The organism is Nocardioides sp. F233 (assembly GCF_057813895.1).
The window spans coordinates 229,944-243,657 of sequence record NZ_JBVASH010000007.1; the positions used below are offsets into that span (position 1 = coordinate 229,944).

A 13,714-nucleotide genomic window follows, 5' to 3' on the forward strand; every position below is an offset into this window, starting at 1 on the left:
CGAAAACTACCGCGTGGTAGCCGTTCGTGAGGGCGTCGTCCGGGGACCGGGGTCCCGTCCCGACGTCAGGACAAGGTCGCGGGTCGCACCGACTTGGTGTGGCTGTGGCTGTCGTCCTCGAGCTCGGTCATGAAGCTGTCGGCCCATGCCTTCACGTCGTGCTGCGCGATCTGGCGCCGCATCGCCTTCATCCGGCGGGTCAGCTCCCTGGGCTCGGCCTCGTAGGCCTCGAGCAGCGCGGCCTTCATGCCGTTCATGTCGTAGGGGTTGACCAGCCAGGCCTGGCGCAGCTCGTCGGCCGCACCGGCGAACTCCGAGAGCACCAGGGCGCCGTCGTCGTCGACCCGGCAGGCGACGTACTCCTTGGCGACCAGGTTCATGCCGTCGCGGTAGGGCGTGACGACCATGATGTCGGCGGCGCGGTAGAGCGCGGCCATCTCCTCGCGGGGGTACGACGTGTGCAGGTAGCTCACCGCCGGGCGGCCGATCCGGCCGAGGTCGCCGTTGATCCGGCCGACGAGCAGCTCGATGTCGTCGCGCAGGTTGCGGTAGTGCTCGACCCGTTCGCGCGAGGGGACGGCCACCTGGACGAAGACCGCGTCGTCGACCGTGAACGCGCCGTCGCGGATCAGCTCGCCGAAGGCGCGCAACCGGGCGTGGATGCCCTTGGTGTAGTCGAGCCGGTCGATGCCGAGGAAGATCCTGCGCGGGTTGCCGAGGGCGTCGCGGATCGCCTCCGCGCGCTCGGCGACGGCCTCGGAGCGGGCCAGCTCCTCGAAGCCGGCGGCGTCGATCGAGATCGGGAACGCGGCGGCGCGCACGGTGCGGCCGTCCGGCAGGTACACGAGGTCGCGGTGCGTCTTGTGGCCGACGCGCTGGCGGACCAGGCGGATGAAGTTCTGCGCGGCACCGGGCAGCTGGAAGCCGACCAGGTCGGCGCCGAGCAGGCCCTCGAGGATCTGGCGGCGCCACGGCAGCTGCTGGAACAGCTCGGCCGGCGGGAACGGGATGTGCAGGTAGAAGCCGATGCGCAGGTCCGGGCGCAGCTCGCGCAGCATCTGCGGCACCAGCTGCAGCTGGTAGTCGTGGACCCACACGGTCGCGCCGTCGTTGGCGAGCTCGGCGGTGCGCTCCGCGAAGCGCCGGTTGACCTTCACGTAGGTGTCCCACCACTCGCGGTGGAACTCCGGCTTCGCGACGACGTCGTGGTAGAGCGGCCACAGGGTGCCGTTGGAGAAGCCCTCGTAGTGCTCCTCGATCTCCTCGGCCGACATCGCGAGCGGCACCAGGTCGAGGCCGTCGACCTTGAACGGCTTGAACGACTTCGTCCCGCCGGGCCAGCCGATCCAGACCCCGTCGTGGGCCCGCATCACGGGCTCGATGGCCGACACCAGGCCGCCGGGCGACCGGCGCCAGCGGGCCTTCCCGTTGCGGTCGGTGACGCGGTCGACGGGAAGGCGGTTGGCGACGATCACGAGGTCATGGCCCACGTTCCACACCCTAGTGGGGACGGGGATGTCGGGCTGGCCCGACAGCAGGTGTCGTGCTGGCAGGATTCTGTTGACGACGTACGCCGACCACGCTGGAGCCATGACCGAGACCCTGGTGCTGCCCCCGCCCGCGCAACCGCCGACGAAGCGGTGGCTGCGCGACACCGGCTACGCCTTCACGGCCCTGCCGGTCGCACTCGTCGCGCTGGTCGTGGTGATCGCCTTCGTGTCCGCCGGGCTCGGCCTGGCCGTGGTGGTCGGTGGCGTGTTCGTCCTCGTCGTGGGGGTGTACGCCGCCCGCGGGTTCGCGTACGTCGAGCGCCGTCGCCTCGCGGTGCTCGCCGGACGGCCGGTCACGGAGCCGACGTACCTCCGGGCACACAGGGAGGACGGCTTCTGGCGCCGGTCGCTGACGCCGCTGCGCGACCCGCAGTCGTGGCTGGACGTGGTGTGGTCCTTGGTCGGGTGGATCACCGCGACGGTGGCGTTCTGCGTGGCGATCACCTGGTGGGCCTCGGTGCTCGGCGGCCTGTCGTACTGGGTCTGGGAGCGGTTCATCCCGCGCGACGACAGCGATGCGCAGAGCCTGGCCGACCTGATCGGGCTCGGCGACAGCCGGGCCGCCGACGTCGGTCTCATCACGGCGATCGGCGTGGTCGCGCTGGTGACGCTGCCGTTCGCGATGAGGATGGCGGCGCTCGCGCACGCCAGCCTGGCGTCGGTGCTGCTGACCAGTCGCGCCGAGCTGCAGGGCCGGGTGGCGCACGTCGAGGAGAGCCGTGAGTCGGCGCACCGGGCGGAGGCCGAGTCGCTGCGCAAGCTCGAGCGCGACATCCACGACGGCCCGCAGCAGCGGCTGATCCGGCTCGGCATGGACCTCGGCCGGGCCCGCGTCCAGCTGGCCGACGACCCCGCGAACGCTGCCCGCACCCTCGACGCTGCCGTCGCCCAGACCCGCGAGGCGGTCGAGGAGCTCCGCGCGCTGTCGCGGGGGATCGCCCCGCCGCTGCTGGTCGACCGCGGTCTGGCCGCCGCCGTCACCGAGATGGCGGACGGCCAGCCGATCCCGGTGCGGGTGACCGCCGACCTGCCCCCGAGGCTGCCGCTCGCCGTCGAGACCGCTGCCTACTTCGTGGCCGCCGAGGCGCTGACCAACGTGGTGAAGCACAGCGGCGCGGACCGCGCCGACCTCGCGCTGGCGGTCGTCGACGGGCAGCTGGAGGTCACCGTCGACGACAACGGGTGCGGTGGCGCGGTCGACGTACCCGGTCACGGGCTGGCCGGCCTGCGCGAGCGCCTGGCCGGCGTCGACGGCGCACTGTTCGTCGCCTCGCCCGAAGGCGGCCCGACCCGGCTGCGGGCGCAGGTGCCGCTGCGGTGAGGATGGCGCCGTGAGGATCGTGGTCGCCGACGACTCCGTGCTGCTGCGCGAGGGGCTCCAACTGCTGCTCGCCGAGGCCGGGCACGAGGTCGTGGCCGCCGTCGGCGACGGACCCGCCCTGGTCGACGCGGTCCTCGAGCAGCGCCCCGACCTGGCGATCGTCGACGTCCGGATGCCGCCGAGCCACACCGACGAGGGCCTGCGCGCGGCGGTGGCGTGCCGGCGGGCGTGGCCGGAGGCGCGGGTCCTGGTGCTCTCGCAGTACGTCGTCGCGTCGTACGCCGACGAGCTGCTCGCCACGGGGGAGGGCGGGGTCGGCTACCTGCTCAAGGACCGGGTCAGCGAGGTCCGCGAGTTCCTCGACGCGCTGGTCACGGTGGCCGACGGCGGCACCGTGCTCGACCCGGTCGTGGTCAAGCACCTGATGGGCCGTCAGCGCGACCCGCTCGCGGCGCTGACGCCGCGGGAGCGGGAGGTGCTCGCACTGATGGCCGAGGGCCGCTCCAACGCGGCTCTCGCCGAGGCGCTGGTCGTCTCGCTGGCGGCGGTCGAGAAGCACACCCAGCGGATCTTCGCGAAGCTCGGGCTCAGCCCCGACGACGACCAGTCGCACCGCCGGGTGCTGGCCGTGGTGCGCTTCCTGCGCGCGGACCAGGGTCAGTCGCCGGGGTAGCGGATCCCCAGGTCGGCCCGCAGCGCGTCCATCTGGCGCAGGATCGTGAGGGTCTGCGCGTGCGGGACCAGCGGGCTCTCGCGCAGTCCGGCCCGGACGCAGCGGTCCACCTCGGCGGCCTCGTTGCCGTAGCCGCGCCCGACCACCGGCTCGTCCCCGGTGAGCACGACCTGCTGCTCGGGACGCCCGACCGGCGTGAACACCGCGGAGGTCGGGTGGTGGAAGTCGCCGTGCAGCTCGATCCGGCCGAGGTCGGTGGCGATCGACGCGGACCGGCTCGACCACGACGTCATCGAGGCGTGCAGGGTGGCGACGGCGCCGCCCGGGTAGCGCCCGGCGATCGCGATGTCGAGGTCGACGCCGCTCCCGGTGACCGTGCCGACGCCGCGCAGCTCCTCGGCCTCGCCGAGCAGCAGGTGGGCGAAGGTCAGCGGGTAGATCCCCATGTCGAGCAGTGCGCCGCCACCGAGCTCCGGGGCGAGCAGGCGGTCCGTCGGGGGAGCGTCGACCCGGAAGCCCAGCTCGGCCGCCAGGTGGTGCGGCGCACCGAACCGTCCGCTCGCCAGCTCGCGGCGCAGCTCGCGGACCACCGGGTGGCACGCGGTCCACATCGCCTCCATGAGGAACCGGTCGTGCTCGCCGGCGAGCCGCACCATCTCCTCGGCGTCGGAGGTGCGCAGGGTCAGCGGCTTCTCGCACAGCACGTGCTTGCCGGCCGCGAACGCGGCCCGGGCGCCGTCGAGGTGGAGGGAGTGCGGGGTCGCGATGTAGACGACCTCGACCGCGGGGTCGGCCACGAGTGCCTCGTAGCTGCCGTGGGCGCGGGTGCCGCTGTCGCCGTACTCCCGGGCGAACGCCCGCGCGGACTCCTCGCTCCGCGAGCCGACGGCCGCGAGCCGCGCGCCCGGGACGAGGGCCAGGTCGGCCGCGAACGACCGCGCGATCTTGCCGGTGGCGAGGATGCCCCAGCCGAGGGGGTCCGGGTTGCCCGTCATGCGCGTGAGCCTAGGGTGAGGGCGACCGGCGCGGCCGAATGACATGGTTGTGATTCGCGGGTTACAGTACGGATCAGTACACCTGTCGACCTTCCCCACCTGATGTGTCGAGGAGACCTCATGACCGCCGAGCGCAGCACCCAGGAGAACGCCGCAGCCGCGGCCGTTCCCGGCGGCCTCAGCGACCGCGATCGCGCCATCCTCGAGTTCGAGCGGCAGTGGTGGAAGTACGCCGGCGCCAAGGAGAGCGCCGTGCGTGAGCAGTTCGACATGAGCGCCACCCGCTACTACCAGGTGCTCAACGCGCTGATCGACCGCCCGGAGGCCCTCGAGGCCGACCCGCTGCTCGTGCGCCGCCTGCGGCGACTGCGCTCGCAGCGTCAGCGGCAGCGGTCCGCGCGGCGCCTGGGCTTCGAGATCTGACCCACCAGCCCAGCTACCCGGAGAGGCGGCCATGACCTTCCCCACCTGGCCCACTCGCACCCGAGACGAGCGCGGCGCCGTCCTGCCCTCGCCCGTGGTGCTGCTCAGCATCGTCGCGGTGGCCCTCGCGGCCATCGCCTTCGTCGCCACCCGTGGCGACGGCCCCGTCGAGCGCGACATCTCCGCCACCAAGGCGGCCGCCACGCCGACCGCCACCGCGGACCCGAGCGACGCCGCCACCGACCCGGCCGCGACGCCCACCGAGGAGAAGCCCGCGCCTCCTCCGGTCGTGCGCGGTGACCACTCGGTCGTCGTCTTCAACAACACCGCGATCCGCGGCCTCGCCGGCCGGGTCGGCGAGAAGGTGAAGGCCGCCGGCTGGAAGGTCGGCGCCGCCGACAACTGGTACGGCACCGTCCCCGCGACCACCGTCTACTTCCCCAAGGGCCAGAAGGCCGTCGCCCAGCAGCTCGCCCTCGATCTCGGCATCGCCCGGGTGCAGCCGGCCGACGCCGACAGCGACATGAGCGACAGCAACCTGACGGTGATCCTGACCGGCGAGCTGGACTGATCCGGTCCGGGCCGGACAACCGTTCACCCTCCCGTCATCCACCGTCGCCGGTGACGTGATGGGATGGGGGCGTGAGGTTCACGTCCGACTCCGGTGAGCAGCGGTACGACGCCCTGGTGCGCGTCGCGTCGCGCACGGTCGTCGGCCTGGACTTCGACGGCACCCTGTCGCCGATCGTCGACGATCCTGCCCAGGCGCACATCCACCCGGACGCGCCCGAGGTGCTGAGGGCGCTGGCCGAGGAGGTCGCCGCGATCGCGGTGATCACCGGTCGCCCGGCACGCCAGGCTCTCGACCTCGGGGGACTGGAGGAGGTCGGCGACGCGCTCGAGGCGGCCGGCAAGGAGCTCTTCGTCTTCGGGCAGTACGGCAACGAGCGCTGGAGCTCGACCCACCGCCGGATCATGGGCGCCCGGCCCCCGCGCGGGCTGGCGACCTTCGAGCGTGACCTGCCCCGTGCGCTGCGCACGGCCGGCGCGACCGACGCGTACGTCGAGGACAAGGGCCTCGCCGTCGCCGTCCACACCCGGCGGCTGCCCGATCCCGAGGGCGCCTTCGACCGGCTGCTGCCGCCGCTGCGCGAGCTCGCCAGCCGGCACGGCCTGGTCCTGGAGCCCGGCAAGTCGGTGATCGAGGTCCGCTCGGCCGGCTCCCACAAGGGCATGGTCGTGCACCGGCTCGCCGCGGTGCTCGAGGCGGACGGCTTCCTGTTCGCGGGCGACGACCTCGGCGACGTCGAGGCGTTCGAGGCGGTCGAGGAGCTCGGCCAGCGCGGCCTGGCCACCCTGCGGGTGTGCTCGGCCTCCGACGAGCAGAGCGCCCTCGTCGCGCTCTCCGACGTCGTCGTGCACGGGCCCACCGGCGTGCTGGACCTGCTCCGGCAGCTCGCCGGCGACGCGCGCGCGGCCCGTCGCACCGCCTGAGTCTCACACTTCGGACAACAGTCTCGACATCTGGGATCCCGATTGGGTGTCGGCGGGGGATCGCCCCTAGGCTGAGCGTGCTCATCCAGAGGGACTGAGGGAACGGCCCTGAGAAGTCCCGGCAACCGCCGCGAACTCCCGTCTGACACCTGCTTGCAGAGGTCGGCGTCGCGGAAACGGTGCCAAATCCGACCCGCGCGAGAGCCGCCGGGACAGATGAGAAGGAGGAATCCATGAGCGCCGTTGTGACCGAGTCGCCCGAGACGACCACTGCCAAGCCCGGCCTGCGCGAGGGTGCGTTCGGCAACGCCACCACCCTCTCCTGTCGCGAGTGCGGCCACCAGGTCGACCTGGGCCCGTTCTACGCCTGTCCGGAGTGCTTCGGCCCGCTGGAGATCTCCTACGACTTCCCGACGATCACCCGCGAGGAGATCGAGGCCGGCCCGCCCAACATCTGGCGCTACAAGGCGCTGCTGCCGGTCCCGACCGACATCGAGACCAGCCCCAACACCGAGCCCGGCTTCACCCGGCTGCTCAAGGCCGACAACCTCGGTCGCGAGCTCGGCATCGCCAACCTGTGGGTGAAGGACGACACCACCAACCCCACGAACTCCTTCAAGGACCGCGTCGTCGCCTGCGCGCTCAGCGCCGCCCGCGAGCTCGGTGCCAAGGTCTTCGCCTGCCCCTCGACGGGCAACCTAGCCAACGCCGTCGCCGCGGCCGGTGCCCGCGCCGGGATCAAGACCGTCGTGTTCATCCCGAGCAACCTCGAGCACGCCAAGCAGGTCAACTCCGCGATCTTCACCGACGGCCTGGTCGCCGTCGACGGCAACTACGACGACGTCAACAAGCTCGCCTCCGAGATCGCCGGCGAGGAGGAGGGCTGGGCGTTCGTCAACGTCAACGTGCGGCCCTACTACGCCGAGGGCTCGAAGACGATCGGCTACGAGATCGCCGAGCAGCTCGGCTGGCGCCTGCCCGACCAGGTCGTCATCCCGGTCGCGTCCGGCTCGCAGCTGACCAAGGTCGACAAGGCCTTCCAGGAGCTGATCAAGCTCGGCCTGGTCGAGGACAAGCCGTACCGGATCTTCGGTGCCCAGGCCACCGGCTGCGGCCCCGTCGCCACCGCCTACAAGGCCGGCACCGACGCGATCCGCCCGGTCAAGCCCGACACCATCGCCAAGAGCCTGGCCATCGGCAACCCGGCCGACGGCATCTACGTCCTCGACATCGCCCGCCGCACCGGCGGTGCCGTCGAGGAGGTCACCGACGACGAGATCCGCGCCGGCATCGTGCTCCTCGCCCGCACCGAGGGCATCTTCGCCGAGACCGCCGGTGGTACGACGACCGCGGTCACCAAGAAGCTCGTCGAGACCGGCCAGCTCGACCCGAACCTCGAGACCGTCGTCGTCAACACCGGCCACGGCCTCAAGACCCTCGACGCGATCGCCGACCAGGTCGGCGCCGCGGCGACCATCGCGCCGAGCTACAAGGCCTTCAAGGCCACCGGCATCTGAGCACCGACCCCCAACCACGTCTTCAGCAGGAGAGCTCCATGGCAGTCAGCGTCCGGATCCCCACCATCCTCCGCACCTACACCGGCGGTGAGTCCGAGGTCAGCGCCACCGGCGCCAACCTGGCGGAGATCCTCGACGACCTCGATGCCAACTACGCCGGCATCAAGGGCCGGATCCTCGACGAGGACGGCAAGCTGCGCCGCTTCGTCAACGTCTACGTCAACAACGACGACGTGCGCTTCGAGCAGGAGCTCAGCACCCCGACGCCCGACGGCGCCGAGGTCTCGGTGATCCCCGCGGTCGCCGGCGGCTGCTGAACCAGCCCCGCATCACAGCTCCCGACGCCGGGTCCGCAGGTACGCGGACTCGGCGTCGTTGCTGCACAGGGCCAGTGCGGCGTCGTACGCCAGGCGGGCGTCGTCGAGCCGGCCGAGCCGGGCCAGCAGCGCCGCGCGTACGGCGGGCAGCCGGTGCCCCGGCAGCGCGACGCCATCGAGGGCGGCCAGCCCGGCGGCAGGGCCGTCGCGCTCGGCGACCGCGACCGCCCGGTTGAGGCGCACGACGGGCGAGTCCCGGAGCGCCAGCAGCTCGTCGTACCTCTCCGCGATGCGGTCCCAGCGGGTCGCGCCGGGGGAGGGCGCGACGGCGTGCTCGGCGGCGATCAGCGCCTGGAGCAGGTACGGCGCCGGCGGGGCGCCGACCAGCGGGCGGAGCAGGTCCAGCGCCTCGAGCGCCTCGTCGTGGTGCCAGCGCTCCCGGTCCTGGTCGCCCAGCAGGACCAGCGCGCCGTCGACGACCCGGGCGTCGCGACGCGCGTGCAGCAGCACCATCAGCGCGAGCAGGGCATCGAGCTCGCTGCGGTCCACGTCGGGCGGGAGCACCGTGCGCAGCACCCGCACCAGCCGGATCGCCTCGCCGGCCGGGCCCGGTCGCAGCACGTCGGCGCCCGTGCCGGGCGCGTAGCCGGTGGTGAAGGCCAGGTAGGCGATGTCGCCGACGGTCCCGGCCCGCTCGGCGAGCTCGGGGCCGTCGGGGAGCGTGAAGGCCGCGTCCGCCAGCTTCTTGCGGGCGCGGGTGAGCCGGGCCGCCATGGTCGCGGTCGGGACCAGGAACAGCCGCGCGATCTCCTCGGTCGAGACGCCGAGCACCAGCCGCAGCGTCAGCGCCGCCGCAGCCTCGTGGGAGAGCCGGGGATGGGCGCACAGCAGCACCAGCCGCAGCCGCTCGTCGACGAGCACCTCGCCTCCGTCCGCCATCACCCGCCGCGCGTCCTCGGCGGTGTGGGCGTCGATGACGAGCAGTGGCTCCTTGCGTCGCGCGACCTCCTCGGTGCGCAGCGCGTCGGTGATCCGCCGCCGGGCCGTGGTGAGCAGCCAGGCCGCGGGATTGCCGGGTACGCCGGTCCCCGGCCAGGTCCGCGCGGCCGCCTCGAAGGAGTCGGCCAGGCCGTCCTCGGCCAGGTCCACCCGGCGGCACCACGCGACGAGCAGGGCCAGCAGTCGGCCCCACTCGTCGCGCAGGACGCGTTCGAGCGGATCCACCCGGTGCGCGCTACCCGTGGTCGACGGCGGCGCGGACCTCCACGCCGGCGCCGCCCGGAGGGGCGAGCACGGCGCAGATCTCCAGCAGGTCGTCGAGGTCGTCGCTCTCGACGGCGTAGAAGCCGCCGAGCTGCTCGACGCTCTCGACGTACGGACCGTCGGTGACGGCGACCGTGCCCGCGGCGTCTCGGCGGACGATCCGGGCGGTGCGGGAATGGGTGAGCTCCGCGCCGCCGGTCGCCTTGTGGCCGCGCTCCTCAAGCAGCCGGCTGAACTCGGCGTGCTGGGCGTACATGGCGGCCCGTTCCTCGTCGCTGGCGTTCGCCCAGAGGCTCTCGTCGCCGGTCAGGAGTACGACGTACGTGGTCATCGGGATCATCTCCTCAAGGGATGGGTGTGAGTCTGTCACCCAGATGACGGCCGAGCGACCGGCGAATCGACAGCCCGGTCCGAATCAGCCGGATCAACCCAGGAGCTGTGCCGCCAGGGCCGCGCTGGCCGGGTAGTCGACCTTGCTGACCGGGGTGCGCGGCACCTCGTCGATGAACAGGATCGTCTTCGGCACCTTGTAGTTGGAGATCAGCGCCCGGCAGTGGTCGCGCACGTCGTCCTCGGTCAGCGTCGAGCCCTCGCGGCGCTGCACCAGCGCGGTCACCTGCTGGCCCCACCGCTCGTGCGGGGTGCCGACGACGACCGCGTCGAAGATGTCGTCGTGGCGCAGCAGCACCGCCTCGACCTCCTCGGGGTGGACCTTCTCGCCGCCGGTGTTGATGCACACCGAGCCGCGACCCAGCACGGTCACCGAGCCGTCCTCCTCGCGGCGGGCGAAGTCGCCGGGGATCGCCCAGCGCACGCCGTCGATCTCCTTGAACGTGGCGGCCGTCTTGACCGGGTCCTTGTAGTAGCCGAGCGGCACCGGGCCGGAGCGGCCGAGCATCCCGTCGGCGCCCACCGGGCAGGGCTTGAAGTCGGCGTCGAAGACCTCGACCTGGTCGGTGACGGTGAACCGCGGCGCGCTCTGGCCGCCGTCGGTGCCGTCGTCCATCCGGGAGCCCGCGGCACCGGACTCCGAGGAGCCGTAGGAGTCGAGGATGAACCGGCCCGGCAGCGCGCGGCGGATCTCCTCGCGCACGCCGTCCGACAGGGGAGCGGCGCCGTTGGAGACCGCGGCCAGGCTGGACAGGTCCCAACGGTCGGGCTCGGCGAGGATCGCCTCGGCCACCGGACGGCCCATCGCGTCGCCGAGGAAGGTCATCGAGACGACCTTCGCCTTCTCGACGAGGTCGAGGATCTTCGCGGGGTCGAAGTGCGGCTCGGTGTAGAGCGCGACGGTCTGGCCGGCGACGTGCGCGTTGCCGAGGATCCACTGGCTGCCGCCGTGCATCATCGGGCCGCAGGCCAGCAGCACCATCGGGTTCTCGGTGGCGCTCGCCTCGGTGACCAGCTGCTCGATCGAGTCGAGCGGGGCGCCGTACCGCGCGGCGTTGAGGGCGGCCCGCATCAGGTCCTCGTTGCGCCACACGACGCCCTTCGGGTACCCGGTCGTGCCGCCGGTGTAGAGCACGTAGTGGTCGTCGGCGCTCCGGCCGGTGACCTTCCGCTCGGGGGAGGACGCGGCCAGCGCGGCGTCGTACTCCTCGCCGAGGACGATCGTGTGCCGCAGGGTCGGGAGGTCGAGCTCGGCCACGGCGTCGACGTGCTCCGGCGCGACGATGGTCGCGACGCAGTCGGCGTTGCCGTAGAGGTACGCCAGCTCGTCGCGGAGGTACTTGTAGTTGATGTTGATCGGGACCGCCCGGGCCTTGAGGCAGCCGTAGAGCGCGTCGACCCACTCGATCCGGTTGGTCGAGTGGACGGCGACGTGCTCGCCGGGCTGGATCCCGAGCTCCACCAGGTGGTTGGCCAGGCGCGTGGCGCGCTCATCGATCTCCGCGAAGGTCCACACCCGGTCGCCGGTGTGGACGGCCACCCGGTCGGGCAGGGCGTCGGCCATCGCCTCGAGCACGTCGGCGAGGTTGATCGGGCGCGCGGTGGTCTCTGTGGTGGGGGTCACAGGAGAAGAGTGCCAAACTAGAACAAGTTCCTGCCAGTGAACGTCCCACTCGGTGACGCTGTCCGTACCGGTGGGGACAATGGCCCGGTGACCGACCACCACTACGCGCTCGACCTGGTCTGGCAGGGCAACCGCGGCACGGGCACCTCCGGCTACCGCGACTACGACCGCACCGTCCTGCTGACCGCGGCCGGCAAGCCCGACCTGCTCGGCTCCGCCGATCCCACCTTCCGGGGCGACGCCTCGCGATGGAACCCGGAGGAGCTGCTGCTCGCCGCCCTCGCCCAGTGCCACCTGCTGTCGTACCTCCACTCGGCGGTCAACCACGGCGTCGTCGTGGTCGCGTACGACGACAGCCCGGTCGGCACCATGGAGCAGGTCGGTCAGGGCGGGCGGTTCACCTCGGTGACGCTGCGCCCGCGGGTGACGGTGGCGGACGCGTCGATGGCCGAGGTCGCGCAGCAGATCCACGGCGAGGCCAGCACCAACTGCTTCATCGCGGCGTCGGTCAACTTCCCCGTCGGCCACGAGGCGACGGTGCTCGTCGCGGGCTGAGGTCAGGCGCGGCGGATCGTCGGCAGCACGTCGGCCATCCGGGACCGGGTCTCGGACGCGTCGGCCGTGGTGATCGTCAGGTTCGCGACCCGGCCACCGGTGAGGAGCAGCAGCGAGGCGCCGTACTGGGTGCGGCTGCCGAAGGTGATCGAGTAGCGGATCAGCCGGCCCGGGCCGGCGGCCGTGTCGACGTCCTCGACCCCGTCGATGGACGAGGTGACCGTTGCGTACTGCGAGCGCATCTCGGCCTCGGAAGGCAGCGAGGTGCCGGTCGTGGAGACGTTGAGGTTCCCGGCGAAGCCGACGAGGAACGCGTCGAAGTCGTCGAGCGCGCTGGCGAACTGCTCGCGGGTCATCCCCATGCGGTCCAGCAGTCCCTGGAGCTCGGCGCTGCGGGCAGTGCCCTGCAGGTCCTTCGCCGTCCACTGCGCCCAGCCCGCCGGAGCGGTGAACCGGATGCCGGCGTGCGCGGCGACGACCACGTTCGCCTTCTTCTGCTTCTCCCTCTTCGGCTTCGTCGCCGCGGACGCGTCGCCCTTCCCTCCGTCCGACGGCCCCAGCGGTGAGGACGTCGACGGGATCAGGATCTTGTCCTCCTCGGCGACGGGCTCACCGCCGCACCCGGCGAGCAGGACGGCGCAGGCGAGGACGACCGAGAGGCGCGAGAGCATGCCCGGATCGTAGGTGGGAGGTGCCCGACACCGGGGCGAAACCGCGAAGCCACGATCCGTTCAGGCCGGTCTGGTTCAAAGCAGCCATGAGCCGTACCCGTACCGCCCTCGTCGCCGCCGGCGTCGCCCTCGCCGGGATCGGCGTGACGACCGGCGGTGGCCGCGAGCTGCTGCGCCGGCAGGCCGCGATCGCCCGCGCCCGGATCGGGAAGCCGCTGGGCGAGCAGGCGATCCCGGCCGACAAGGTCTGGAAGAAGAAGTCGTACGACGGGCCGCCGCTGCACCTGCTCGTCCTCGGTGACTCGATCGCCGCCGGGCTGGGCGCCGAGCGCGCCAAGGACACCCTCGGCGCACGGGTCGCGCGCGGCCTGGCCGGTGAGGTACGCCGACCGGTCGCGCTGCGGACCGCGGCGGTCGTCGGCTCCGAGAGCTCGGCGCTGGCCGGGCAGCTCGACGGCCTGCCGCCCGGGTACCACGCCGACGTCGCGGTGATCGTGATCGGGGGCAACGACGTGACCCACCGGATCCCTGTGGCGACCTCGGCCGCGCAGCTGGAGGAGGCGGTCGCGCGGCTGCGCGCGGAGGGGACCGAGGTCGTCGTCGGCACCTGCCCCGACCTGGGTGCGCTGCGGCCGGTCCCGCAACCGCTGCGGTCGCTCGGCTCGCGGATGTCGCGTCAGCTCGCGGCGGCGCAGGCCGAGGTCGCCGTACGCAATGGTGCGCACGCCGTCTCGCTCGCCCACGTCGTCGGGCCCTTCTTCATCACCAACCCCGACGAGATGTTCAGCCTGGACCGGTTCCACCCCAGCGCGCTGGGCTACAAGCGCACGGCCAAGGCGCTGCTGCCGTCGGTGCTGCTGGCGCTGGGGCACGCGGAGCGGGTGCCGTTCGGGCACCAGGCGCCCGCCTCCTAGCGTGGGG

Annotated in this window: 15 protein-coding genes and 1 riboswitch; of the genes, 9 read left to right on the forward strand and 6 right to left on the reverse strand. The window is 72.6% G+C overall.

The features are described 5' to 3' along the window. Positions 1–65: 65 nt before the first annotated feature. The gene (locus ACZYRU_RS23750; protein WP_488959575.1) at positions 66–1,490 is read right to left on the reverse strand and encodes an alpha,alpha-trehalose-phosphate synthase (UDP-forming); all 1,425 of its coding nucleotides are present in this window, start codon (positions 1,488–1,490) and stop codon (positions 66–68) included. A gap of 100 nt (positions 1,491–1,590) precedes the next feature. On the opposite strand from ACZYRU_RS23750, the gene ACZYRU_RS23755 reads away from it, so the two are divergent. Together ACZYRU_RS23755 and ACZYRU_RS23760 are read left to right on the forward strand one after the other, a co-directional pair. Then, complete coding sequence (locus tag ACZYRU_RS23755) at positions 1,591–2,871, forward strand: sensor histidine kinase (RefSeq protein WP_488959576.1); 1,281 nt, start codon at positions 1,591–1,593, stop codon at positions 2,869–2,871. A gap of 10 nt (positions 2,872–2,881) precedes the next feature. Further along, positions 2,882–3,544: a response regulator gene (locus tag ACZYRU_RS23760; protein WP_488959577.1), complete on the forward strand. Its 663-nt coding sequence runs from the start codon at positions 2,882–2,884 to the stop codon at positions 3,542–3,544. On the opposite strand, the gene ACZYRU_RS23765 is transcribed toward ACZYRU_RS23760, so the two are convergent. After that, positions 3,529–4,539 (reverse strand): Gfo/Idh/MocA family protein, encoded by a 1,011-nt coding sequence (locus tag ACZYRU_RS23765; protein WP_488959578.1) that lies wholly within the window; start codon positions 4,537–4,539, stop codon positions 3,529–3,531. The genes ACZYRU_RS23760 and ACZYRU_RS23765 overlap by 16 nt on opposite strands. Positions 4,540–4,659: 120 nt before the next feature. Between ACZYRU_RS23765 and napA the strand changes: the two genes are divergently transcribed. The 5 genes from napA (at position 4,660) to ACZYRU_RS23790 (ending at position 8,290) form a co-directional block, all read left to right on the forward strand. Then, a complete protein-coding gene (napA, locus tag ACZYRU_RS23770; RefSeq protein ID WP_488959579.1) occupies positions 4,660–4,962 on the forward strand; it encodes a nucleoid-associated protein NapA in 303 nt (100 codons plus the stop codon). Positions 4,963–4,993: 31 nt separating this feature from the next. Beyond that, the gene (locus ACZYRU_RS23775; RefSeq protein WP_488959580.1) at positions 4,994–5,533 is read left to right on the forward strand and encodes a LytR C-terminal domain-containing protein; all 540 of its coding nucleotides are present in this window, start codon (positions 4,994–4,996) and stop codon (positions 5,531–5,533) included. Positions 5,534–5,604: 71 nt separating this feature from the next. Beyond that, positions 5,605–6,456, forward strand: coding sequence for a trehalose-phosphatase (gene otsB / locus ACZYRU_RS23780; protein WP_488959581.1), 852 nt, complete (start codon positions 5,605–5,607; stop codon positions 6,454–6,456). Positions 6,457–6,534: 78 nt separating this feature from the next. After that, a riboswitch (SAM riboswitch) is annotated at positions 6,535–6,679 on the forward strand. 10 nt (positions 6,680–6,689) lie between these two features. Next, positions 6,690–7,973 carry a threonine synthase gene (gene thrC / locus ACZYRU_RS23785; RefSeq protein WP_488959582.1) on the forward strand — a complete coding sequence of 428 codons (1,284 nt, stop codon included), beginning with the start codon at positions 6,690–6,692 and terminating at the stop codon, positions 7,971–7,973. Between the two features lie 38 nt (positions 7,974–8,011). After that, a complete protein-coding gene (locus tag ACZYRU_RS23790; protein WP_179729727.1) occupies positions 8,012–8,290 on the forward strand; it encodes a MoaD/ThiS family protein in 279 nt (92 codons plus the stop codon). A 12-nt stretch (positions 8,291–8,302) separates the two neighbouring features. Here ACZYRU_RS23790 and ACZYRU_RS23795 read toward each other — a convergent pair whose 3' ends face one another. From ACZYRU_RS23795 to ACZYRU_RS23805, 3 genes are all read right to left on the reverse strand, one after another. Next, complete coding sequence (locus ACZYRU_RS23795; protein WP_488959583.1) at positions 8,303–9,514, reverse strand: RNA polymerase sigma factor; 1,212 nt, start codon at positions 9,512–9,514, stop codon at positions 8,303–8,305. Positions 9,515–9,524: 10 nt separating this feature from the next. After that, the gene (locus ACZYRU_RS23800) at positions 9,525–9,884 is read right to left on the reverse strand and encodes a YciI family protein (RefSeq protein ID WP_488959584.1); all 360 of its coding nucleotides are present in this window, start codon (positions 9,882–9,884) and stop codon (positions 9,525–9,527) included. 93 nt (positions 9,885–9,977) lie between these two features. Then, positions 9,978–11,567 carry an acyl-CoA synthetase gene (locus ACZYRU_RS23805; RefSeq protein ID WP_488959585.1) on the reverse strand — a complete coding sequence of 530 codons (1,590 nt, stop codon included), beginning with the start codon at positions 11,565–11,567 and terminating at the stop codon, positions 9,978–9,980. 87 nt (positions 11,568–11,654) lie between these two features. On the opposite strand from ACZYRU_RS23805, the gene ACZYRU_RS23810 reads away from it, so the two are divergent. Continuing rightward, on the forward strand, positions 11,655–12,122 hold the full coding sequence (locus ACZYRU_RS23810; RefSeq protein WP_488959586.1) for an OsmC family protein: 468 nt from the start codon (positions 11,655–11,657) through the stop codon (positions 12,120–12,122). Between the two features lie 2 nt (positions 12,123–12,124). Here ACZYRU_RS23810 and ACZYRU_RS23815 read toward each other — a convergent pair whose 3' ends face one another. Continuing rightward, a complete protein-coding gene (locus ACZYRU_RS23815) occupies positions 12,125–12,793 on the reverse strand; it encodes a hypothetical protein (protein ID WP_488959587.1) in 669 nt (222 codons plus the stop codon). Between the two features lie 86 nt (positions 12,794–12,879). Between ACZYRU_RS23815 and ACZYRU_RS23820 the strand changes: the two genes are divergently transcribed. Further along, complete coding sequence (locus tag ACZYRU_RS23820; RefSeq protein WP_488959588.1) at positions 12,880–13,707, forward strand: SGNH/GDSL hydrolase family protein; 828 nt, start codon at positions 12,880–12,882, stop codon at positions 13,705–13,707. The last annotated feature ends 7 nt before the right edge of the window (positions 13,708–13,714 follow it).

Coding starts and splice junctions, on each gene's coding strand:
- ACZYRU_RS23755 (WP_488959576.1), top strand. CDS start 1,591: ATGACCGAGACCCTGGTGCTGCCCCCGCCCGCGCAACCGCCGACGAAG.
- ACZYRU_RS23765 (WP_488959578.1), bottom strand. CDS start 4,539: ATGACGGGCAACCCGGACCCCCTCGGCTGGGGCATCCTCGCCACCGGC.
- napA (WP_488959579.1), top strand. CDS start 4,660: ATGACCGCCGAGCGCAGCACCCAGGAGAACGCCGCAGCCGCGGCCGTT.
- ACZYRU_RS23775 (WP_488959580.1), top strand. CDS start 4,994: ATGACCTTCCCCACCTGGCCCACTCGCACCCGAGACGAGCGCGGCGCC.
- thrC (WP_488959582.1), top strand. CDS start 6,690: ATGAGCGCCGTTGTGACCGAGTCGCCCGAGACGACCACTGCCAAGCCC.
- ACZYRU_RS23790 (WP_179729727.1), top strand. CDS start 8,012: ATGGCAGTCAGCGTCCGGATCCCCACCATCCTCCGCACCTACACCGGC.
- ACZYRU_RS23800 (WP_488959584.1), bottom strand. CDS start 9,884: ATGACCACGTACGTCGTACTCCTGACCGGCGACGAGAGCCTCTGGGCG.
- ACZYRU_RS23815 (WP_488959587.1), bottom strand. CDS start 12,793: ATGCTCTCGCGCCTCTCGGTCGTCCTCGCCTGCGCCGTCCTGCTCGCC.
- ACZYRU_RS23820 (WP_488959588.1), top strand. CDS start 12,880: ATGAGCCGTACCCGTACCGCCCTCGTCGCCGCCGGCGTCGCCCTCGCC.